This window comes from Bradyrhizobium sp. Rc3b, assembly GCF_900114915.1.
In the GTDB taxonomy this organism is placed as follows: Bacteria; Pseudomonadota; Alphaproteobacteria; order Rhizobiales; family Xanthobacteraceae; genus Bradyrhizobium.
Window position 1 is genome coordinate 95756 of record NZ_FOUS01000017.1, and the last position, 21565, is coordinate 117320.

Sequence of the window (21565 nt, forward strand, 5' to 3'; positions counted from 1 at the left end):
CCCGATCAAGACTTCCGCGCGCCGACCGGCAGAATGCCGAGGCCGGCGAGATGGGCGTCGACGAACTGTTCGATCTGCTGACGCAGCATCTGCGGCGGCACGGCCACCATGCGCTCCTCGAGACCGAGCGAGATGATTCCGTGCACGGCAGAAAACAAGGTGCGCGACAACAGCGCGATCTTCACGTCATCCGCATCCGGTAGCAGCCGCACCAGGGGCGGATGCATCAGCGCAAAAGCGTCCATCACCATCTGCAGGATGTCGTCGGGATAGGGACGGTCGTCCTCCATCCGATGCTCGAACAGCGAGCGCAGCAGATTGGCGTGCTCCGCGAAGAATTCGAGATAGGTCTCGGCAAGCCCGTAGAGCTGGCGAACGGGATCTTCGGCCGGAACCCCGCGAAGCCGGGCCGTGAGCGCCTGAACGGTCTCCCGATTGACGGTCAGGATGACCCCGTCGAAGTCGCCGAACTCGTTGTAGACGCTGCCAACGGAGCAGCCGGCGGCCTCGGCAACGTCCCGAACCTTCAACGATCTCAATCCTTTAGTCGCGATAATCCCCCGCGCGATCTCCAGGATCTGGAGCCGTCGCCGATTTTTTTTCTGATCCCGCAACGATTCTTCTTGAACATTGTTCATTTTCGAGCTACTCATGTGAACATTGTTCAAATTAACCTGGAGACGACCAAAATGCAAACCCTCGCTGTTGATATCGCCGCCACCTTCGTCGACGACGCCACCGCCCTCGTGACCGGCCTTGGCCGCGCCCTGCTGCGGTTCGCGATGACGCCGATCGATCGCATCGCAAATGCCTGCGACATTGCCGGCGTGCTGACAGAACGCCGGGCGACCTTCCGGATGTGGCGGGCGAGCCGCGCGCGTGCCCGTCAGGACGGCCGCCGGATCAGCCTGCTCCGCCGCCTCTCGCCCTTTCGTCACCTCGCCCATCTCACCTGAGGCGCACCCGACCTGCACACGCAGGTCGTCTCGAATGCAAGAACTGGTTGCAAGGAAGGACTCACCATGTCCCGATGTTCGCGGCCGATCTCGCCAGACTTCAGTGACGCGGTTCAGCTTTTCCTCATCGCTCGGCGCATACCCGGTAAGGCGCGCCCAGATATTTTGCGAACCTAACGACGCCGCTTGGAGACCAACAGGATCAGAGGGATCGAGGGGACAAGGCAGGCCGGCCATCAGCGCCCGCAATCGTTCGTCCCCTCCCCTTCCGGTCGTGACGCTTCAAAGACAACGTAACGAACCTCATTCTGCCTTTCCAAAACAGGACTAGTCATGATCAGGGAATTGATGTCGTCACGCCGCTTTGCTCCACTGTTCTGGGCGCAATTCTTCTCGGCGCTCAATGACAACGTGCTCAAGAACGCGCTCGTCATCATCCTGCTTTACAGCGCCGCAACCGGCCACGGCGATGCGCTGGTGACGGTGGCAGGCGCGGTCTTCATCTTCCCCTATTTCATCCTGTCCGGGCTCGGCGGCCAGCTCGCCGACAAATACGTCAAATCCGTCGTCGCAAGGCGGCTCAAGTTCGCCGAGATCTTCGCTGCTTGCTTTGCCGCCGCCGGCTTCTTCCTGCACTCGGTGCCGCTCCTGTTCGCGGCGCTCGCCCTGTTCGGCACCATCGCCGCGCTATTCGGGCCCGTAAAGTACGCCATGCTGCCGGATCAGCTCGAGCTCGGCGAGCTCGCGACCGGCAACGCGCTGGTCGAAGGCGCGACCTTCATGGCCATCCTGCTCGGCACCGTCGCCGGCGGCCAGTTCGTGGCGGGATCCGCGCATATGGGCTGGGTCGCGTCGGCCGTGGTCGTGCTGGCCTTGCTGTCATGGGCCTTCGCCTCCCGCATTCCGCAGACGACGCCGTCGGCGCCCGATCTGCCCGTCGACGCCAATCCCTGGACCTCGACGGTGAGCCTTCTTAGGACGTTGCATGCCGACCACCGGCTGTGGGACGGCACGGTGATCGTCTCCTGGTTCTGGCTGGTCGGCGCGATCGTGCTGTCGCTGCTGCCGGCGCTGGTCAAGGATGTCGTTGGCGGCACCGAGGGCGTGGTGACGCTGTGCCTTGCGATCTTCGCGATCGGCATCGCCATCGGCTCGCTGTTTGCCGCGAGCCTCAGCCACGTTCGCCCGAATCTCGCGCTGGTGCCGATCGGCGCCATCATCATGGGGTTTGCCGGCCTCGATCTCGCCTGGGCCATCGGCGTGACCGCCAAGGGGCAGGACATCACCGCGGCCGGCTTCGCGACCTCGTTCGCAGGCCTGCGTATGCTCGTCGACTTCGTCGCCTTCGCATTCGGCGGCGGCTTGTTCGTCGTTCCCTCCTTTGCCGCGGTCCAGGCCTGGTCGGCACCGTCCGAGCGCGCCCGCATCATCGCCGCCGGCAACGTGCTGCAGGCCGCCTTCATGGTGGTCGGCTCGCTGTTCGTCGCGCTGCTGCAGGCGGCCGGCCTTCACATCGGCTGGATCTTCTTCGGGCTCGGCGTCGCCAGCTTCGGCGCAGTCTGGTTCGTGCTGACGAAATGGGGCAAGGAAGGCGTGCGCGATTTCGGCGGACTGCTGTTCCGCGCACTGTTCCGCACCGAGGTTCGCGGCCTCGAGAACCTGCCGCCTGCCGGCACGCGCATGCTGATCGCCCCGAACCATGTCAGCCTGATCGATGGCCCGCTGCTCCACGCCGTGCTACCGATCGACGCGAGCTTCGCGGTCGACACCGGCATCGCCAAGGCCTGGTGGGCCAAGCCGTTCCTGCGCGTCGTCAAGCACTACACCATGGATCCGAGCAAGCCGCTGGCTGCGCGCGACCTGATCAAGCTGGTCGCCGCCGGCGAGCCGGTGGTGATCTTTCCGGAAGGACGCATCACCGTCTCGGGCTCGCTGATGAAGGTCTATGACGGCACCGCGATGATCGCGGACAAGGCCGATGCGGTGGTCGTACCCGTTCGCATCGAAGGCGCGCAGCGCTCGCATCTCAGCTATCTCAACTCCAGCCAGATCAAGCGTTCGTGGTTCCCGCGTGTGACGGTCACCATCCTGCCGCCGATCAAGCTGCCGGTCGACCCGGCGCTGAAGGGCAAGGCGCGCCGCAACGCCGCCGGCGCCGCACTCCAGGACGTGATGATCGATGCGATGGTCAAGAACGCCATGCTCGATCACACCCTGTTTGAAGCGCTCGGACACGCCTATCGCGACCGTGACACCGGCAAGGTCATCATCGAGGACGCGCTCGGTACCAAGCTGACCTATCGCAAGCTGATCCTTGGCGCGCAGGTCTTGAGCCGGAAGCTCGAGACCGGCACCGCCGTGGGCGAGAATGTCGGCGTGCTGTTGCCGAATTCCGCAGGCGTCGCCGTGGTCTTCATGGCGCTGCAGAACATCGGCCGGGTCCCGGCGATGCTCAACTTCTCGGCCGGCCCGGTCAACGTCCTCGCGGCCATGAAGGCCGCAGAGGTCAAGACCGTGCTGACATCGAAGGCCTTCATCGAGAAAGGCAAACTCGACAAGCTGATGGCTGCGATCTCCGCGGAAGCCCGGGTCGTCTATCTCGAGGACGTCCGCTCCTCGATCGGGACAGCCGACAAGATCAAGGGCCTGCTCGCAGGCACCGCGCCGCGCGTCGCCCGCCAGGCCAGCGACCCCGCCGTCGTGCTGTTCACGTCGGGTTCGGAAGGCACGCCCAAGGGCGTGGTGCTGTCCCACCGCAACATCCTCGCCAACGCGGCGCAGGCGCTGGCGCGGGTCGATGCCAACGCCAATGACAAGGTGTTCAACGTGCTGCCGGTGTTCCATTCGTTCGGGCTGACCGGCGGGATGATGATGCCGCTGCTCGGGGGCATTCCAATCTACATGTACCCCTCGCCGCTGCACTACCGGATCGTGCCCGAGCTGATCTACCAGACCGGCGCCACGATCCTGTTCGGCACCGATACGTTCCTCACCGGCTACGCCCGCTCGGCGCACGCCTACGACTTCCGCACCCTGCGCCTCGTGATCGCCGGCGCCGAGGCGGTCAAGGACCGCACGCGGCAGGTGTTCATGGAGCGCTATGGCATCCGCATCCTCGAAGGCTACGGCGTCACCGAGACGGCGCCGGTGCTGGCGATGAACACGCCGATGGCCAACCGCCCCGGCACCGTCGGCCGCCTCTCGCCGCTGATGGAAAGCAGGCTGGATCCTGTCCCCGGCATCGAGGAAGGCGGGCGCCTCTCGGTGCGCGGGCCGAACGTGATGCTCGGTTACCTCAGGGCCGAAAATCCGGGCGTGCTCGAAAAGCTTCCCGAGGGCTGGCACGACACCGGCGACATCGTGGCGATCGACGCCGCCGGCTTCATCACCATCAAGGGCCGTGCCAAGCGCTTTGCCAAGATTGCCGGCGAAATGGTCTCGCTGTCCGCGGTCGAGAGCATCGCCGCGACGTTGTGGCCGCAGGCCGCATCGGTCGCCGTCTCGATCCCCGACCCGCGCAAGGGCGAGCGCATCGTGCTGCTGACGACGGAGAAGAACGCTGAGCGCAGCGCAATGCAGGGCCAGGCCAAGACGATCGGCGCGTCCGAACTGACCGTTCCCGCGGCGATCTTGGTGGTCGACAAGGTGCCGCTGCTCGGCACCGGCAAGACCGACTACGTCACCGCGACGACGATGGCGCGCGAGCAGGCGTCCGCGCCGGAGCGCGAGGTGGCGTAAGACAGATGCACGAGGCGCCTCATTCAGGCGACGCGCGATGCCCGGGAGTGGTTCTGCTTCACGGCATCGCGCGGACCTCGGCATCCCTAAGTAGGCTGGAGCAGGCGCTCCGTGCGGCCAGCTTCGCAACGCTCAACATCGACTATCCCAGCCGCAGCAAGCCGATCGCCGCGCTTGCGGACGATATCCACCCGGCGATCACCCGTTTCGCCGAGCGCGACGCACCGCTGCATTTCGTCGCGCATTCGATGGGCGGGCTCGTCGCGCGCGCTTATATCGCGAAACACCGGCCGGCCCGGCTTGGCCGCGTCGTGATGCTGGGCACGCCGAACAGCGGCAGCGAGGTCGCCGATCTCCTGCGGGGATCTTTGCCCTATCGCAAATTCTACGGGCCAGCCGGGCTCGAGCTCACCACCACGCCTGCGACCGCGCCGAATGCCCTCTCCGCCATCGACTATCCGGTCGGCGTGATCGCCGGAAGCCGCTTCATCGATCCCGTCGCCGGCCTGCTCGTTCTGCCTAAGCCAAATGACGGACGGGTCTCGGTGCAAAGCACGGGGCTGGCCGGCATGGCCGACCATATCGTCGTGAAGACGTCGCATACCGGGCTTCCGCGCCACGCCGCCGCGATCGCGCAGACCATCGCCTTCCTGCGCGAGGGCCGCTTTCAACCGAAGTAACGGGTCACCCTGCAGTCCGCCGCTCCTGCGCGTAGCGCACCAGCGCGGCGAAACGGTAGATGCCGTGCACGAACTTGCCATAGGGCATGGTGACGAACAGCGCGAACACCGCGCCGAGATGCAGCGCCAGCAATGGCCCCATTGCGGCGGTCTCACGCAGGACCAGAAGCGCCATGCCGGTGAGCCCGGTCAGGAACAGCATGGCGATGAAGCCGACATCCATGCCGTAGCGGTTCTCGTCGAGCAGTTCCGGCGCCCTGCGCAGCTTCGCGACGAACAGCCCGACTGGCCCGACGACAAGGCCGATGCCGCCGAGCGAGCCGAGCACGACGGGCAGATCCCACCAAGGATACGGCGCCTCGCGCGCAAGCAAGTAGTGATAGAGTGTGGCCACCGATGTCGCCGCAAAGCACAGGATGAAGCCGTAGAACGTCAGATGATGGTACAGCTTGCGCCGGTCGGTTGGCTTGTCGTCCTCGTTGTAGCAGCCGACGCCCCCGCCATGGAGATAGCGCAGCTCGCCGGCATCGCGTATCGCCCGGAAGATTGATCCCCCATCGGCGCGACCGCCGATCGGCGGCCCGATGTCGCGCCAGAAGGCGCGCACGCTCATGATCAGTGCGAGGATCGCAAAGAGGAATGCGGCGCTGAACAGCGCGGCCATCGCGTTGTGCGGCATCAGCTTGTAGAACGCACCAGGACCGCTGTGCACGCCGAACAGAACGCTGCGGTCATTCAAAGCGGCAAAGCCGAGGATGAAAACTGCCATGCTGAGCGCAGCGACGATGCTGATGACCAGACCGTTGCGCGCGAAGGCGCCGGACAGCGCCCTCGGCCAGGCATAAGCGGCATAGGATTCCGCGCGCGCAATCGCTAGCGTCTGGGGAACGTTGACGTTGAACTCGTGCGGCGGCGAGAACTGGCAATCGACGTAGCAGGCGCCGCAGGAATGGCAGAGATTGGCGAGATAGTTGAGGTCGCCGTCCGAGAAGGCGCGGCGCATTTCCATGGCGGGAAATACCGCGCACAGCCCCTCGCAATAGCGGCAGGAATTGCAGACCGTCATCAGGCGGTCGGCTTCGTCCAGGATCCTAGTTCCGTGCATGTTTTGCCGCTTCCCGTCCCGCGATCCGCCCGAACACGCTGCCGATGGTCATGCCCATGCCAGCTGCGTAGCCTTTGCCGAGCACGTTGCCGGCCATGATCTCGCCGGCGGCGAACATGTTGCCTGACGGCTTGCCGTCAGCCATCAGCATCCGCGCCTCCTTGGTCACGCGCGTGCCGAGATAGGTGAAGGTGATGCCGGGCCGCACCGGATAGGCGAGATAAGGCGGCGTCTCGATCTTGCGCGCCCAGTGCGTCTTGGGCGGCGTGATGCCTTCGGTGCGGCAATCATCCAGAATCGTGTGGTCGAAGGTGCCTGATAGCACCGCGGCGTTGAATTCGGCGATCGTCTTTTCCAGCGCTGCCGGGTCGAGCTCCAGTTTGCCGGCGAGCTCGGCCACGGTCTGTCCGGCGATCGGCGGAAACAGCGTCGGCATGAAGCTCGTGACCACGGTGGGGTCGAAGATGATGTAGGCGATCTGGTCGGGCTGCGCCGCGACCAACCGGCCCCAGATCGCATAGCGCTTCGGCCAGATGTCCTCGCCTTCATCGTAGAAGCGCTGGGCGTGCTTGTTGACGACGATGCCGAACACCACGGAGTCATGACGTGTGATGATGCCGCCGTCGAATTTCGGCGCGCGGGCGTCGATCGCGACCGCATGGCACTGGGTGGGATCGCCGACCTCCTGCACGCCCTTGTCGAGCAACATCTTCAGGATCGAACCACGATTATAGGGCGTGCCGCGGATCAGGAAATTGTCGGCGGCCTCGCCCCAATATTGCTTCAGCCATTCGATGTTGGCCTCGAACCCGCCGGCCGCCGCGACCAGCGAGGTCGCGCGGATCTCGGTCTCGCCCTTGATCGGCCGTTTCAGGCGCGCGGCGAGGAACATGCCGTCTTCGATCACGAGGTCGGTGACCTCGGCGTCGTATTCGACCTCGACGCCGAGCCGCTCGGCGGTGAGATAGAGCGCATTCAGCATCGCCCGGCCGCCGCCGAGGAAGAAGGAATTGGTGCGGCCGAGGCTCAGCGTGCCGCCGAGCGAGGGCTGCCAGCGCACGCCCTGCTCCACGATCCAGTTCAGGATGTCCTTGGATTCGCGGATCATGTGGCGCGCGAGCACCTCGTCGGTCTGCCCGCCGGTGACGCGCAGCAGGTCCTCCCAGAACTCGTCCTCAGTGTAGGGACCGGTCAGGATTTCGGTTGCGGCGTCATGGGCGCAACGCATGTTGCGGGTGTGGCGGGTATTGCCGCCGCGATAGAACTTCGGCGCGCCTTCGAGCACCAGCACCGACGCACCACCGCGCCGTGCCGCAATCGCCGCGCACAGCGCCGCGTTGCCGCCGCCGATCACCAGCACGTCGTATTTGCTGCTCATGCCGTCCGTCCGATACGACGAAGTGGAGACATTCTATCCACCGGCGGCACCGGTCACCCGCACCGCCATTGCGTACCTTTGTATACAAAGATATACATAACCTGTGCAAGCGACATCTCTGCATGGGCAGGATGCGCCTTGCGTCGAGGGAACATGGCGAGGCGCCCGGCAAAGACAGGCGGATCAATCGCGCGCGGCGGCAGCATTGCGCTCGGCGAGGCCGTATTCCGGTCGCTCTGCGAAGCACTCCAGGCCGGCAACTACCGCGCCGGAGATCGCCTGCGCGAGGAAGAGGTCGCACAGCGGCTCAAGGTCAGCCGCACCCCGGTGCGCGAAGCGCTCGGCCGGCTCGCCGCGCGCGGCTTCGTCGAGCCCGCCGGCGGCCGCGGGCTGATCGTGCGCAATCTCGACATCTCCGAGGTTCTCGAGCTTTACGCCATGCGCGAGATCATGGAAGGCGCCGCGGCGCGCCTTGCCGCTGAACACGCTTCGGCGCCCGAGGTCGATGCGCTCCGGGATATCGAGCAGGCTTTTGTCGAAGCTCCCGCAGCGGACGCGGCCGAGATGGCAAGACTCAATCGCAGCTTCCACGAGGCCATATGCCGGGCCGCGCGCAACCGCTATCTCGACAACGCTTCGCGGGAATTGCAGGACTGGATCGCCCTGCTCGGCCCGACCACCTTCTCCGTATCGGGCCGCCCCTCGTCCAGCCATGGCGAGCACCAGGCCATCATCAACGCCATCGCCGCGCGCAACGGCGACAAAGCAGAGCAGCTTGCCCGCGCACACATCCGCGAGGCGCTGCGCTGCCGGCTGAAGCTGTTACAGAAGCAGTAGGCCGGCCCGATCACGCCTCGAGCACGCGCGTCAGCAGCCAATATCCACCGAGCAGCCCAATCGCCGCGGACACCGAGTAGACCAGTCTCGTCGCGCGTGCCGGCTCATCCGGCCCGACCATAGTCACACGGTCCAACAGGCCAAGTATCGGCACCATCAGCGCGACGATCGCGATCTGCCCGATCTCGACGCCGATGTTGAAGGCGGCCAGCGCCGGGACGATCGCATCCGGCGGCAGGCCGATCTCGTGAAGAGCGCCGGCGAAGCCAAAGCCGTGGATCAGACCAAACAGAAGAGCCACGCGCCAGCGCTTGTCGACGTCCCGCGAGAAGAAATTCTCGGCCGCCACGAACACGATCGAGGCCGCGATCGCCGGCTCCACGATGCGGCTCGGGATGACCAGGACATTCAGCGCCGCGAGCGACAATGTCAGGGAGTGGGCGATGGTGAAAGCGGTCACGATCTTGACGACCGGCAAGAGCCGTCGCGCCCACAAGACGATCGCGACCAGAAATGCGATGTGATCGTAACCGAGAAAGATGTGCTCGATGCCGGTGAGCAAATAGCGTTGCATGATCGAGAACGGCGATGGCGGCGCCGTCGAGAGCGTCACCGTCGTATTGTCGGCATCGAGCAAGGCCTGCGCCTCGGACCTGCCCTGCGCGATCAGCACCACCTGTCGCGCGGTCTTGTCTTTCTCCGTCAGCACGGTGGAGCGATAGACGATGTCGCCGGCTGCGTCCGCGCAAGCAAAGCTGTTGCGATAGACGATACCGTCACCATCAGGCAGGATCGCGGCATCGCCCGCCGAACAAGCCGTACCGCCGCCTGTGACGGCCAGGTGCCGGCCGAGATAATCGATGATTGCGGATTTGGCCGCTTCGACCGCGACCGGGTCGACCGCATCCTGCCCCGCATCATGGATCTTCGTGCCGATCAGGCGATCGACATCGCTGCCCTTCAATCCCATCTCGACGTTCACAGTGCGACCGGCGGTGAGGGCCACGCGCGCGGTCACAAGATTGATCTGATGCGCCTCAGCCGACGGGCAGACCACAAGCAAGATCGCGAACCACAGTAGCGGTGGCCGCCTCATGATCGCGCTCCATTGCCGTCACGCCAGCACATCCGCGACGACCGCTTTCACGACGTCCCTCACGTCGCCCGGCTTGAGCCGCACCTGCAACCCGCGCTGGCCGCCATTGAGATAGACGAGATCATGCGCGAGCGCGCTCTGCTCGATCACGGCGCGAATGGGCTTGCGCTGCCCGAACGGGCTGATGCCGCCGACCTTGTAGCCGGTGACGCGCTCGGCCTCCGGCGGCTTCATCATCTGCGCCGACTTGCCGCCCGCGGCTGCGGCGAGCTTCTTCATCGAGACCTCCTGGTCGGACGGCACGACCACACAGACCGGCTTGCCGTCCACCAGCGCCATCAGCGTCTTGAGGACACGTGCCGGGTCTTCACCGAGCGCGGCGGCCGCCTGCAGCCCAATGCTCTCGGCGTCAGGATCATAGTCGTAGGCATGGACGGTGAAGGCAACACCGGCGGCCGTGAGCGCGCGAGTGGCGGGGGTGACCTTGGACATGGGCCACGTTTAGCACCGTCATTGCGAGGAGCGAAGCGATGACGATGTAGGGGTACAATTCCCCGCCACGCTCTCCGTTGTCGTCCCCGCGTACGCGGGGACCCATAACCCCAGGGAAGAGTTTGGCTAAGGCTCGCAGTCCGGTACTGCGACCGTCTGCAATCGATGGATCACGCGGTATGGGTCCTGGCTTTCGCCGGGACGACACCGGTAAATTGGCGGCACTGAGCCGCCAACTAACGCCAGTGCCCTACTCCGCCGCGTCCCGCATTTCCACGCGCTCGGCCCGGGCCGCGCAGAACTTGAACTCCGGGATCTTGCCGAACGGATCGAGCGCCGGATTGGTCAGCAGGTTCGCCGCCGCCTCCGCATAGCAGAACGGCATGAACACCATGTTCTCCGGCACGTCGCGGTCCGAGCGGACCTTGACCTCGACCGCGCCGCGGCGGGTCTCCAGACGAATGAAATCGCCCGGTGTAAGGTTCTTCTTGCGCATGTCCTTCGGCGACATGAAGGCGACCGCCTCCGGCTCGATCTGGTCGAGCACCTGGGCGCGGCGGGTCATCGAACCGGTGTGCCAGTGCTCCAGCACGCGACCGGTCGACAGCACCATCGGATACTCGGCGTCGGGGATCTCGTCCGGCGGGATGACCTTGGCCGGCACGATCTTGCCGCGGCCGCTGGCGGTCGGGAAGCCCGTGGTGAAGATGATCTCATTGCCGGGCTTGTTGGGATCGTCGACCGGATAGGTCACCGCGCCTTCGCGCACCAGCCGCTCCCAGGTGATGTTCTTCAGCGACGGCATCAGCTCTGCCATCTCGGTGAAGACGTCGCCCGGGCCGGCGTAATTCCAGGGCAGGCCCATGCGCTTGCCGATCTCCTGGATGATCCAGAGATCCTGCCGCGCATCGCCCGGAGGCTTGATCACCTGGCGGGCGAGCTGCACGCGGCGATCGGTATTGGTGAAGGAGCCGTCCTTCTCCGCGAAGGCCGAAGCCGGCAGGATGACGTCGGCATGGAATGCGGTCTCGGTGACGAAGAGATCCTGCACCACGAGATGATCGAGCATGGCGAGCGCATGGCGCGCATGCTGCAGATCCGGATCGGACATCGCGGGGTTCTCACCCTCGATATACATGCCCGTGATCTCGCCGGCGTGGATCGCATTCATGATCTCGACCACGGTCAGGCCGCGGACGGGATCAAGATCCTGCTGCCAGAGCTTTTCGAAGCTGCCGCGCAGATCGTCGCGACCAACCGGCTGATAGTCCGGCAGGAACATCGGGATCAGGCCGGCGTCGGAGGCGCCCTGCACGTTGTTCTGGCCGCGCAGCGGATGCAGGCCGGTGCCAGGACGGCCGACCTGGCCGGTGATCAGCGCCAGCGCAATCAGGCAGCGCGCATTGTCGGTGCCGTGGACATGCTGGCTGATGCCCATGCCCCAGAAGATGATCGACGATTTTGCGCGGGCATATGTCCGGGCAACCTCGCGCAAGGTTTGCGCCGGGATGCCGCAGATCGCTTCCATCTTCTCCGGCGCGAATTCCTTGATCTTCTCCTTGAGGTCCTCGAAGCCTTCGGTGTAGCCGGCGATGTACTGGTCGTCGGTCAGGCCTTCGGTGATGATCGTGTGGATCATCGCGTTCAGCATCGCGACGTCGGAGCCGGGCTTGAACTGCAGGTGTTTGGTCGCGTGGCGCGACAGCGTCTGCCGGCGCGGATCCATCACGAACAGCTTTGCGCCGTTCTGCTTGACCGCATTCTTGATGAAGGTCGCGGCGACCGGATGGTTCACGGTCGGGTTGGCGCCGATCACGATGATCACTTCGGCATCCATCGCAGCCGAGAATGGCGCCGATACCGCGCCCGAGCTTAGGCCTTCGAACAGCGCCGCCACCGACGAGGCGTGGCACAGTCGGGTGCAATGGTCGACGTTGTTGGAGCCGAAGCCGGTACGCACCAGCTTCTGGAACAGATAGGCCTCTTCGTTCGAGCCCTTGGCCGAGCCGAAGCCCGCCAGCGCCTTCACACCCTTCTCGTCGCGGATCTTGACGAGGCCCTTGGCGGCGATGTCGAGCGCTTCCTCCCAGCTCGCTTCACGGAAATGGGTGAAGGGATTGGCGGGATCGACCTGGTCGTTGGCATCCTTCTTCGCGTTCGGCAGCCGCACCAGCGGCTTGGTCAGGCGATGCGGATGGTGGATGTAGTCGAAGCCGAAACGGCCCTTCACACAGAGACGGTTGCGATTGGCGGGGCCGTCGCGGCCCTCGGCATAGATCACCTTCTCGTCCTTGACCTCGTAGGTCACCTGACAGCCGACGCCGCAGAACGGGCAGAGCGAATCCACCTTCTTGTCGGCGTAGGTGACACGGGTCTGCTTCTCGTCGAGCATCACGGCCGGCATCAACGCGCCGGTCGGGCAGGCCTGCACGCATTCGCCGCAGGCGACGCAGGTGGACTCGCCCATGGGATCGTCGAAGTCGAACACGATCTTCGAGCCATGGTTGCGATAGGCCATGCCGATGACGTCGTTGACCTGGACCTCGCGGCAGGCGCGTACGCACAAGCCGCACTGGATGCAGGCGTCGAGGTTGACGCGCATCGCCGGATGGCTGGCGTCGGTTGCCCAGCGCTCGGCGGCGGGGAAGCGGCTCTCGGTGACGCCTGTCGTCTCGGCCCAGTGCCAGAATTTCGAATCCGGATCGTGGCTGGTCTCGCGCGCCGGCTGGTCGGCGACGAGCAGCTCCATCACCATCTTCTGCGCCGACACCGCGCGCGCGGACTCCGACTTCACCTTCATGCCGACCGACGGCGTGCGCTTGCAGGACGCAGCCAGCACGCGCTCGCCCTCGATCTCGACCATGCAGGCGCGGCAATTGCCGTCGGGCCGATAATCGGGCGCGGGCGAATAGCACAGATGCGGGATCTCGCGGCCCTGGCGTTTTGCGACTTGCCAGATTGTCTCGCCGGGATTGGCTTCGACCTGCTTGCCGTCGAGCTCAAACGTAATCTTGGTCATTCGGCCGCTTCCTTGAACTCGTCAGGGAAATATTTGATCACGGTGGCCAGCGGATTCGATGCCGCCTGTCCAAGCCCGCAAATCGAGGCATCGCGCATCGCCTGGCTCAATTCTTCCAGAAGAGCCCGGTTCCAGACCGGCTTCTGCATCAGCAGCGCCGCCTTCTGGGTTCCGACACGGCACGGCGTGCACTGGCCGCAGCTTTCGTCCTCGAAGAATTTCATCAGGTTCAACGCCGCCGCGCGCACGCTGTCCTTTTGCGACAGGATCACGATCGCGGCAGAGCCGATGAAGCAGCCGTATTTTTCCAGCGTGCCGAAATCGAGCGGGATATCGTCCATCGACGCCGGCAGGATACCGCCGGATGCGCCGCCCGGCAGGTACGCATAGAACTGATGGCCATCGGCCATGCCGCCGCAGAATTCGTCGATTAGCTCGCGCACGGTGATGCCCGCGGGTGCGAGCTTCATGCCGGGATTCTTGACTCGGCCCGAGACCGAGAAGCTGCGCAGGCCATGACGCTCGTGGCGACCATTGCCCTTCCACCAATCAGCGCCCTTCTCGACGATGTCGCGCACCCACCACAGCGTCTCGATGTTGTTGATCAGCGTCGGCAGGCCGAACAGGCCGACCTGGAACGGATAAGGCGGCTTGTGCCGGGGCAGGCCACGCTTGCCCTCGATGCTTTCGAGCAGTGAGGATTCCTCGCCGCAGATATAGGCGCCGGCGCCGCGGCGCATGTGCAGCGTCGGACCGCCCGGCGGAAGCTTTGCGATCTCGCGCTCCAGAATCTCGCGCGAGGCCGGATATTCGTCGCGCAGGTAGATGTAGACATCGCTCGCCTGCACCACATGCGCGCCGATCAGCATGCCCTCGATGAAGCGATGCGGGTCGCTTTCGAGATAGACGCGGTCCTTGAACGTGCCGGGCTCGCCCTCGTCGCCGTTGATCGCCATCAGCCGCGGGCCGGGCTCGCCGAGCACGGCGCGCCATTTCCGTCCCGTCGGGAAGCCGGCGCCGCCAAGGCCGCGCAGCGAAGCATCGTCGAGCGATTTCAAAAGATTGTCGGTCGACAGTTCGCCCGAGCGCAGGCGGCCCAGCAGCTTGTAGCCGCCGCCCGCGACGTAGGCCTCGTAGCCGATATAGTTGGGCAGATGCGCGTGAGTGTCGCCGACCTTCGCCGCCGCCATCACATTGGCGACGGTCGCATGATCGACGAAATTGTGCCCGACCTCGGCTGCCGGCGCAGTATCACAACGACCGACGCAGGGCGCGCGCACCACACGGATGCCAGGGCCGCTTGCGCTTTGCAGATCCTCGAGCAGCTTCTCACCGCCGAGCATCGCACAGGTCAGGGAGTCACAGACGCGGATCGTCAGCGGGGCGATATCCGGCTCGCCCTCCTTCACCACGTCGAAATGCGCGTAGAACGTCGCGGTCTCGAACACTTCGGCGAAAGCGAGCTTCATCTCGTCGGCGAGCGCGGCCAGATGCGCGGCCGAGATCTGATGATATCTGTCCTGGATCAGGTGCAGATATTCGATCAGGAGATCACGCCGCCGCGGCCTGTCGCCGAGCAGCTGCTCGATCTCGTGCGCGGCGGTGGGATCGACCTGCCGCCCCTTGGGCGTGGCCTTGGCGCGCTTGCGTCCCTCACCGGGATGCTCGAACGGGCGGACCTTGTGCACGTCGTCGTGGCTCATCGATTCGTCTCGATCTCGTCTTTTAGAACGACTCCAGTTCTAGCTCCTGGCATGCCAGATGCCAAGCAAATTATCATGCTCACGGAAGCAGTTAAGCGCAGCCCAAGGGCAACCCTGGATCGCTGCCCGGACACGACCTTGCGTTCGTCCAACGCGCCAATCGATAGAACGAAGCCTGAATTGGTCTGGAGATCAATAAAGGCTTCCTATGCTGCGATAGCGAAATCGTATCGAGCTCCGCTCCGAGGCTGCAGGTGACCTCTCCGTGCCCCGATGCTGACGGGTCAGCTCTTGCCCATGCACTCCTCGATATAGAACCAGCGATCGTCGCCCGCGAGGCCCTTGGCCTTCACGTCCTTGCGGCACTCCTTAAGCTTCGGCTTGTTGGCGCTCCACTTGGCCTTCATGTCCTTGAGCTTCTGCGCGGTCAGCTTGATCTTGCCGGGCTTGGCCTCGGTCGCGGCGGGCGGCGTTACAGCCGGTGCCGCGGCGGTTTGTGCGGATACGGATTGCAGGGCGCCGGCGACGAGCAGCACGGCGGCTGCACAAACGAGCTTACGAACCATCGAATTCCCCCAGGGAAGTTTTGAAACAGTCGAAATGAGCGGCGGGAGCGCCATGGTGCGCTCCCGCCGCGATGAACGTGCGATCAGAAGATCTTGACCGCGCTCTCCAGCGTCTTCCAGACGCCCCAAGCCAGCGGCACGCCGACAAAGGCCCAGAACAGCGCCGCATTGGCATCCAGACCGCCCTTGCCGATGCCGAACGAGCCGTGCTGGACCGACGCCTCGCTCTTCGCACTGGCCGCCTGCAGGCGGGCCACCTCCTCGTGGCTCATGTTCCACTTCGGATCGACCGGCTTGATCAGGTAGTTGCAGATCAAACCGGCGATCAGCATGGCACACAGGATGTACATCGTCGTGTTGTAGAGCTGATCACGCGGCACGCCGGCCGCGAGCTGGAACTCGCGGATGTAGTTGACCACGACCGGACCGATGATGCCGGCAGTCGACCATGCCGTCAGCAACCGGCCATGGATGGCGCCGACGAACTGGGTGCCGAACATGTCGGCAAGATAGGCCGGCACCGTCGCGAAGCCGCCGCCATACATCGACAGGATGATGCCGAATCCGAGCACGAACAGCAGTTTCGACCCCATCGCCGCGAAGGTGGGCGCCAGCGCGTAGAGCACGATGCCGAGGATGAAGAACGTGTAGTAGGTGTTCTTGCGCCCCATGAGGTCCGACATCGACGCCCAGAAGAACCGGCCGCCGATATTGAACAGCGACAGCAGGCCGGCGAAGCCGGCGGCGATCGCCGCGATCGATGCCTTCTGTTCGACCGAAAGCTGGCTGAACGTCAGCTCCGGATGCCCGATCAACTTGCCGGCGAAGATTTCCTGGAGCATGGGCGAGGCCATGCCGATCACACCGATACCCGCCGAGACGTTCAAGCAGAGCACCCACCAGATCAGCCAGAATTGCGGCGTCTTGTGCGCGTTGTTGAGGTGCACATGGTGCTCGGTGATCATCGACTTCTTCTCGCTTGGCGGCGTCCAGCCATCAGGCTGCCAGCCGGGCGGCGTCACCCGATACGAAAAGGCACCGATCGTCATGAAGATGAAATAGATCACGCCCATCACGACGAAGGTCTGCCAGACGCCGACATCCGTTGCGGTCTTGAAGTAGTTGATCAGCAGATTGGCGAGCGGCGCACCGATCATCGCACCACCGCCAAACCCCATGATGGCCATGCCCGTCGCCATGCCGCGGCGATCGGGGAACCATTTGATGAGCGTCGACACCGGCGAGATATAGCCGAGGCCGAGCCCGACGCCGCCGATGACGCCGGCCCCGAGCCACATGATCCAGAGTTGATGGACGTAGACGCCGAAGGCGCCGATCAGCAGGCCGCCGCCCCAGCAAAGCGCGGCAACGAAACCTGCCTTGCGCGGGCCGGCACGCTCGAGCCAACCGCCCCAAATCGCGGCAGAGACGCCGAGCAGGACGAAGAACAGCGTGTACATCCAGCCGAGGCTTGCGACCTTCCAATCGCAGGTCGTGGTGAACAGCTCCTGCCACAGCGAGATGTCGGGGCAAGCCTTGCTCTGCGTGATGCCGATCGAGCGCGACAGCGGCAGCCAGAACACCGAGAAGCCGTAGGCCATGCCGATGCAGAGATGGATGCACAGCGCGGCCGGCGGCACCAGCCAGCGATTGAACCCGGCCTTCGCGATCGTGCGTTCACGATCGAGGAAGCCGGAAGCACCAACCGGTGCAAGAACGGTATCGGCAGTTGTCATAAGCATTCCCTCCCAAGCGCGGCCTTGCCGGCATATCGGTTTGAGACCGGTCGTGTGCGTGCTTTCAGCCGCGCATGACAGGTCGGACTTCATTCATGCCGAAGTGGAATCGTCTGGTGCGCATCCGTCTTGTGCGCCGGGCAAGCAACTGATCGCGGGCGATGTCCCTTCGCCTCGCAAGCAGCGTTGCCTTGACGGCTATCGCGCCCTCGTCCCCCTCAACACCCTGTCTTGAGAAGAGCAACGCGCGTGCCAGAAGTCGCATCGTGACGATTCAACGACTTCCCGCAGCGCAACGTGCCGCGCCGGACAGAATGTCCCGACTCCAAGGACAAAATGTCCAATCAGGTCGCCTCGGGCAGCCACATCGTGAAGGTACTCCCGGAACCGAGGTGGCTTTCCGCCGTGATCTGTCCGCCCTGGCGCTTGATCAGCGTCTGGCTGATGGAGAGGCCCAGTCCGGTGCCTTGCCGCCGTTTGGTGGTGTAGAAGGGGTCGAATATCTTTTCGATCACGTCTGCGCTCATGCCGATTCCGGTATCAGTGACCTCGATGGCGACGCCTTGATGGCCGTCGCGCTCGGCATCGAAGGAGCGGAGCGTCAGGGTTCCGCCGTCCGGCATGGCGTGGATCGCGTTGACGATGAGATTGACCAGGACCTGCTGCAGCTCGTTCCGGTTCATCAGCACGAGCCGGCTGGCGCGATCGTCCCTGACCACGGCGATCTCGGTCTTGTTCAGAAGATGCTGCACCAGCGGCAGACAATCGGAGATGACGCTCGTCGGCGCATGGCGCTCGACATAACCGGCATATTCCTCCGGCCTTGCAAACTGCAGCAGCTTGGTCACGATCTGGCTGATGCGGTGAATCTGCTCGTCGAGCAGGCGAAACTCGACCTTCGCCTTGTCGGCATCGGCCCCGAACACGCTGCGGATGACGTCGAGATTGCCCTGCATCACCGCGATCGGATTGTTGATCTCGTGCGCAACGCCGGCGGTGATCTCGCCGATCGCAGCCAGCTTCTCGGACATGATGAGCTGCTTGGTGGTTGCCTCGAGCTTGAGATTGGCGTGCTCGAGGTCGCGGGTGCGCTCCAGCACGCGGACGTTCAGTTCCTCATTCCACTCCCGGAGCTGCCGGTCGCGTTCCTGGATCTGGTCGAGCAGGCTGTCGAGATGAACCGCGACGCGGCCGATCTCGTCACCCAACACCGGCATCTTGGTGCGGGCGGAGAGGTTCCCGCGCTCCACCTCGCCGATCGTCGCCGTGACGCGCTCCAGCGGCATGAAGATGGAGGTCGCCCAGCGCAGGAAGATCGGTACGGTCGCGGCGGTGATGGCAATGAACGCAGCGATGATGATCACCAACGTCTGGTATTTGGCTTCGCTGAACGGCTTCTCCAGAAAGCCGACATAGAGCATGCCGACCCGCTTGCCATAACTGTCGACCAGCGGCTCGTAGGCGGAGATGTACCAGTCATTGACCACGAAAGCGCTGTCGAGCCAGGTGTGCCCCTCGCCCAGCACGGCCGAGCGCACCGCCGCCGACACGCGCGTGCCGAGCGCGCGCCGGCCCTCGAACAGGCGGACGTTGGTCGATATCCGCACGTCGTCCAGGAACAGCGTCGCGGTGCCCTGGCTGCCCTCCGGCAGGCTCGCCGCGCGGTAGACGAGATCGTTGATCGTGTCGATGAATTCGAGGTTCTGGTTGAGCAGCGTGCCGCCGACCAGCGCAGCGGCGCCCCCGTCAGGCAGCATCGCCCGGCTCGCCGCGTGCACGACCATGCCGCGCGTCTCCGTGCTGCGGTCGGTCGGCACCGCGTTCGGGGTCGGCACCAGGTCCAATCGCGCGCGCTCGGCCAGGGCCGGCGAAATTGCGGCGAGCTCGTCATTGCCGAAAATGTCGACGCCTGTGGCTGGGACCTGGCCCGACAGCGCCGACATGATGATCGGCCAGTCGCCTCTCGGTTGACGCTGCAGCGGGGGCGATGAGGCCAGGACGTCGCCGCGATCGTTGGTCAGGTACAGGAAATCGAGACCGATCTCCTTGCGGGTCTCGTCGAGCAGGTCCCGCAGCGAGCCGCGCGCATCCGGCGCCAGCACCTCCTGGAAGCGGGCCGACAGGCCGAGCGCCCGGATCTGGACGCCGGTCTTTTCCAGGATGCGGGCGAGATATTGATGGGCGATGGTGAGATCGCCGTTCACCTTGGAAATCAGGGCCGCGTCGAATTTTGCGTTCCAGCGATAGATTGCGACGCCGAGCAGGAGCGGCAGGATGACCAGCATCGGCAGCAGAGCGATCGCGAGCAACCGGAAGCGGACGGAGCGTCCCCGCACGAGCTCACCGCTGCGGCGGGCACCATCAGACATCCCATAACGCGCATTTGCGGTCGATGGTCTTGCGCGAGATACCGAGACGCCGCGCCGCCTCCTCGCGATTGCCATTGACCTCCTTCAGCACACCGAGGATGTGACGGCGCTCGAGCTCGGCGAGACTGTCCGCAGGCGCCGACTGGCCGTCGTTGCGGGGACCGGCGAAATCGTCGGGGAAGGCGCCGAGGATCAGCGTGCGCTCGATCAAATTGCGCAGCTCGCGCACATTGCCCGGCCAGTCATAGCTTGCGAGCGCCGCCCGCACCGAGGCGTCGATCGGCACCGGCGGCATACCGAGCTGAGTCGACAGCTTGCTCATGAAGATGGCAGCGAGCTCCTGCACGTCATCGCCGCGATCCTTCAGGAGCGGGAGGTGGATCTGCATCACGTTGAGCCGGTAGAACAGATCGGCTCGGAAACGGCCCTTCTCGACCTCTTTCTGAAGCTCGGCATTGGTTGCGAAGATGAAGCGCAGGTCGACCGGAACTTCACGCTCGGAGCCGACCGGACGGACGCGGCGGTCTTCGAGCACGCGAAGCAGCTTGCTCTGCATCGGCAGCGGCAGCTCACCGATCTCGTCGAGGAACAGCGTGCCGCCATGGGCATACAGGAACAAGCCCTCGCGCCCCGAATCGGCGCCAGTGAACGCGCCCTTGATGTGTCCGAACAGCTCCGCCTCGATCATCTCGGGCGGGATCGCCGCGCAATTCACGGGCACGAAGGGCTTGTCGGCGCGATCGGACAGCGAGTGGATCGAGCGCGCTGCCACTTCCTTGCCGGTGCCGGATGCGCCGGTGAGGAGGACCGAGGTCGGCAGGCGCGCGACACGCGCGATGGTCTCACGCACGCGCAGCGTCGCTGCCGATTGTCCGATCAGATTGTCGCGCAGAAAGGTGCGGTCGGACGAGGCGCGCAGGGCGTAGCGCAGGACATAGTTCTCGCGCTGGAGGCGGACACGGTCGAGGCATCGTGCCACCGCGTTGAGGATCTGGTTGGAGCGGAACGGCTTGAGCACGAAATCGGCCGCACCGGCGCGCAGGGCCTGGATCGCGGTGTCGAGGTCGGCGTAAGCGGTGATCAGGATGGCGTCGGCGAAAAAGCCGACGGCGCGCTGCTCGGCGAGCCAATCGACGCCGTTCTTGCCGGGCATGATGTTGTCGAGAATGACGACGTCGTAGCGGTTGGAATCGAGCTTGCGCGAGGCCTGGTCGGTATCGGCCGCCTCGTCCACCAGCTTGCAGCGCGGCGCAAGCGTACGCACCAGGAAATTGCGCATGCCCGGCTCGTCGTCGACGATCAGGATGGAGGCCTGTGCCAGCGCGCCGAACTCCGGCCCCGCAGCCGTCTTGCCGGGCTTGACGGCAGGTTCACGGCCCGCCGCGGGACCTGCGGCAGCGCTTACCCTCGATGTTGAGAAAGTCATGCCCGACGTCTTTGAGAGTCTTGGGTTTGAGGGGTCTTGGGATTGAGGGTCTTGGGTTTGAGAGTCTTGGGTTTGAGAGTCTTGGGTTTGAGCTCATCCACGGCACCAATCGGGGCCTTTCGCATTGCAGCGAAGTTCCGGCCGTGTCCCGCGCAGGCAACATAGTCAAACGTCGCCGCCGTGAATATTCGCCTTTCTACGGGGCGTCGCTCTTTTCGACCAGGAACACGATGCGCGCCTCGTTGCGTTCGGTGATCTCGACCTTGTCGCCGGTCTCGCGGATCAGGTTTGGAATGTCAATCACCGACAAGGGATCGGTGCAGTGGACCTCGAGCTGATCGCCCGGCTGTAACGGCTTGAGCGCCTTGCGCGTCTTCAGGGCGGGCAGCGGGCATTTCAGTCCGGTGAGATCGAGCGTCGTTCTGGTCATGGGCGCAACATGGCGGGACCGATCGATGGCGTCA

At 64.7% G+C, this 21565-nt stretch carries 15 protein-coding genes; 3 read left to right on the top strand and 12 right to left on the bottom strand.

Going from position 1 to position 21565, the window contains the following annotated elements; genetic code table 11:
- Positions 1-5: 5 nt before the first annotated feature.
- Positions 6-638, bottom strand: a complete 633-nt coding sequence (locus BM190_RS32445) for a TetR/AcrR family transcriptional regulator (RefSeq protein ID WP_026201775.1) — start codon at positions 636-638, stop codon at positions 6-8.
- A 651-nt stretch (positions 639-1289) separates the two neighbouring features.
- On the opposite strand from BM190_RS32445, the gene BM190_RS32450 reads away from it, so the two are divergent.
- Positions 1290-4694 (top strand): acyl-[ACP]--phospholipid O-acyltransferase, encoded by a 3405-nt coding sequence (locus BM190_RS32450; RefSeq protein WP_092261691.1) that lies wholly within the window; start codon positions 1290-1292, stop codon positions 4692-4694.
- Positions 4695-4699: 5 nt separating this feature from the next.
- Positions 4700-5374, top strand: a complete 675-nt coding sequence (locus tag BM190_RS32455; protein WP_092261692.1) for an esterase/lipase family protein — start codon at positions 4700-4702, stop codon at positions 5372-5374.
- Positions 5375-5378: 4 nt separating this feature from the next.
- Here BM190_RS32455 and tcuB read toward each other — a convergent pair whose 3' ends face one another.
- Together tcuB and tcuA are read right to left on the bottom strand one after the other, a co-directional pair.
- Complete coding sequence (gene tcuB, locus BM190_RS32460) at positions 5379-6479, bottom strand: tricarballylate utilization 4Fe-4S protein TcuB (protein ID WP_092261693.1); 1101 nt, start codon at positions 6477-6479, stop codon at positions 5379-5381.
- Positions 6466-7857, bottom strand: a complete 1392-nt coding sequence (tcuA, locus tag BM190_RS32465; protein ID WP_092261694.1) for an FAD-dependent tricarballylate dehydrogenase TcuA — start codon at positions 7855-7857, stop codon at positions 6466-6468. The genes tcuB and tcuA overlap by 14 nt, the downstream gene beginning before the upstream one ends.
- Positions 7858-8010: 153 nt before the next feature.
- Here tcuA and BM190_RS32470 point away from each other — a divergent pair, with 153 nt between their 5' ends.
- Positions 8011-8694, top strand: a complete 684-nt coding sequence (locus tag BM190_RS32470; RefSeq protein ID WP_092261695.1) for a GntR family transcriptional regulator — start codon at positions 8011-8013, stop codon at positions 8692-8694.
- Positions 8695-8704: 10 nt separating this feature from the next.
- Here the strand turns inward: BM190_RS32470 and BM190_RS32475 are convergent, their stop codons facing one another.
- From BM190_RS32475 to BM190_RS32515, 9 genes are all read right to left on the bottom strand, one after another.
- Positions 8705-9790 carry a HupE/UreJ family protein gene (locus tag BM190_RS32475; protein WP_092261696.1) on the bottom strand — a complete coding sequence of 362 codons (1086 nt, stop codon included), beginning with the start codon at positions 9788-9790 and terminating at the stop codon, positions 8705-8707.
- Positions 9791-9808: 18 nt separating this feature from the next.
- A complete protein-coding gene (gene ybaK / locus BM190_RS32480) occupies positions 9809-10282 on the bottom strand; it encodes a Cys-tRNA(Pro) deacylase (protein WP_018317021.1) in 474 nt (157 codons plus the stop codon).
- A 250-nt stretch (positions 10283-10532) separates the two neighbouring features.
- Positions 10533-13301: a formate dehydrogenase subunit alpha gene (gene fdhF, locus BM190_RS32485; RefSeq protein ID WP_018317020.1), complete on the bottom strand. Its 2769-nt coding sequence runs from the start codon at positions 13299-13301 to the stop codon at positions 10533-10535.
- On the bottom strand, positions 13298-15004 hold the full coding sequence (locus BM190_RS32490; RefSeq protein WP_092261697.1) for an NADH-ubiquinone oxidoreductase-F iron-sulfur binding region domain-containing protein: 1707 nt from the start codon (positions 15002-15004) through the stop codon (positions 13298-13300). Before BM190_RS32490 ends, fdhF begins: the two co-directional genes overlap by 4 nt.
- 284 nt (positions 15005-15288) lie before the next feature.
- Positions 15289-15570: a hypothetical protein gene (locus tag BM190_RS32495; protein WP_092261698.1), complete on the bottom strand. Its 282-nt coding sequence runs from the start codon at positions 15568-15570 to the stop codon at positions 15289-15291.
- 83 nt (positions 15571-15653) lie between these two features.
- Complete coding sequence (locus tag BM190_RS32500; protein ID WP_028142275.1) at positions 15654-17306, bottom strand: OFA family MFS transporter; 1653 nt, start codon at positions 17304-17306, stop codon at positions 15654-15656.
- Between the two features lie 344 nt (positions 17307-17650).
- Complete coding sequence (locus BM190_RS32505; protein WP_092261699.1) at positions 17651-19675, bottom strand: sensor histidine kinase; 2025 nt, start codon at positions 19673-19675, stop codon at positions 17651-17653.
- Positions 19668-21101 (bottom strand): sigma-54-dependent transcriptional regulator, encoded by a 1434-nt coding sequence (locus BM190_RS32510; RefSeq protein WP_092261700.1) that lies wholly within the window; start codon positions 21099-21101, stop codon positions 19668-19670. The genes BM190_RS32505 and BM190_RS32510 overlap by 8 nt, the downstream gene beginning before the upstream one ends.
- A 196-nt stretch (positions 21102-21297) precedes the next feature.
- Positions 21298-21531: a sulfurtransferase TusA family protein gene (locus tag BM190_RS32515; protein WP_028142272.1), complete on the bottom strand. Its 234-nt coding sequence runs from the start codon at positions 21529-21531 to the stop codon at positions 21298-21300.
- Between the last annotated feature and the right edge of the window lie 34 nt (positions 21532-21565).

What these genes read in the sequence shown, in the direction of transcription:
- BM190_RS32445 (WP_026201775.1), bottom strand. Translation starts at nt 638, where the DNA reads ATGAACAATGTTCAAGAAGAATCGTTGCGGGATCAGAAAAAAAATCGG.
- BM190_RS32450 (WP_092261691.1), top strand. Translation starts at nt 1,290, where the DNA reads ATGATCAGGGAATTGATGTCGTCACGCCGCTTTGCTCCACTGTTCTGG.
- BM190_RS32455 (WP_092261692.1), top strand. Translation starts at nt 4,700, where the DNA reads ATGCACGAGGCGCCTCATTCAGGCGACGCGCGATGCCCGGGAGTGGTT.
- tcuB (WP_092261693.1), bottom strand. Translation starts at nt 6,479, where the DNA reads ATGCACGGAACTAGGATCCTGGACGAAGCCGACCGCCTGATGACGGTC.
- tcuA (WP_092261694.1), bottom strand. Translation starts at nt 7,857, where the DNA reads ATGAGCAGCAAATACGACGTGCTGGTGATCGGCGGCGGCAACGCGGCG.
- BM190_RS32470 (WP_092261695.1), top strand. Translation starts at nt 8,011, where the DNA reads ATGGCGAGGCGCCCGGCAAAGACAGGCGGATCAATCGCGCGCGGCGGC.
- BM190_RS32475 (WP_092261696.1), bottom strand. Translation starts at nt 9,790, where the DNA reads ATGAGGCGGCCACCGCTACTGTGGTTCGCGATCTTGCTTGTGGTCTGC.
- ybaK (WP_018317021.1), bottom strand. Translation starts at nt 10,282, where the DNA reads ATGTCCAAGGTCACCCCCGCCACTCGCGCGCTCACGGCCGCCGGTGTT.
- fdhF (WP_018317020.1), bottom strand. Translation starts at nt 13,301, where the DNA reads ATGACCAAGATTACGTTTGAGCTCGACGGCAAGCAGGTCGAAGCCAAT.
- BM190_RS32490 (WP_092261697.1), bottom strand. Translation starts at nt 15,004, where the DNA reads ATGAGCCACGACGACGTGCACAAGGTCCGCCCGTTCGAGCATCCCGGT.
- BM190_RS32495 (WP_092261698.1), bottom strand. Translation starts at nt 15,570, where the DNA reads ATGGTTCGTAAGCTCGTTTGTGCAGCCGCCGTGCTGCTCGTCGCCGGC.
- BM190_RS32500 (WP_028142275.1), bottom strand. Translation starts at nt 17,306, where the DNA reads ATGACAACTGCCGATACCGTTCTTGCACCGGTTGGTGCTTCCGGCTTC.
- BM190_RS32505 (WP_092261699.1), bottom strand. Translation starts at nt 19,675, where the DNA reads ATGTCTGATGGTGCCCGCCGCAGCGGTGAGCTCGTGCGGGGACGCTCC.
- BM190_RS32510 (WP_092261700.1), bottom strand. Translation starts at nt 21,101, where the DNA reads ATGACTTTCTCAACATCGAGGGTAAGCGCTGCCGCAGGTCCCGCGGCG.
- BM190_RS32515 (WP_028142272.1), bottom strand. Translation starts at nt 21,531, where the DNA reads ATGACCAGAACGACGCTCGATCTCACCGGACTGAAATGCCCGCTGCCC.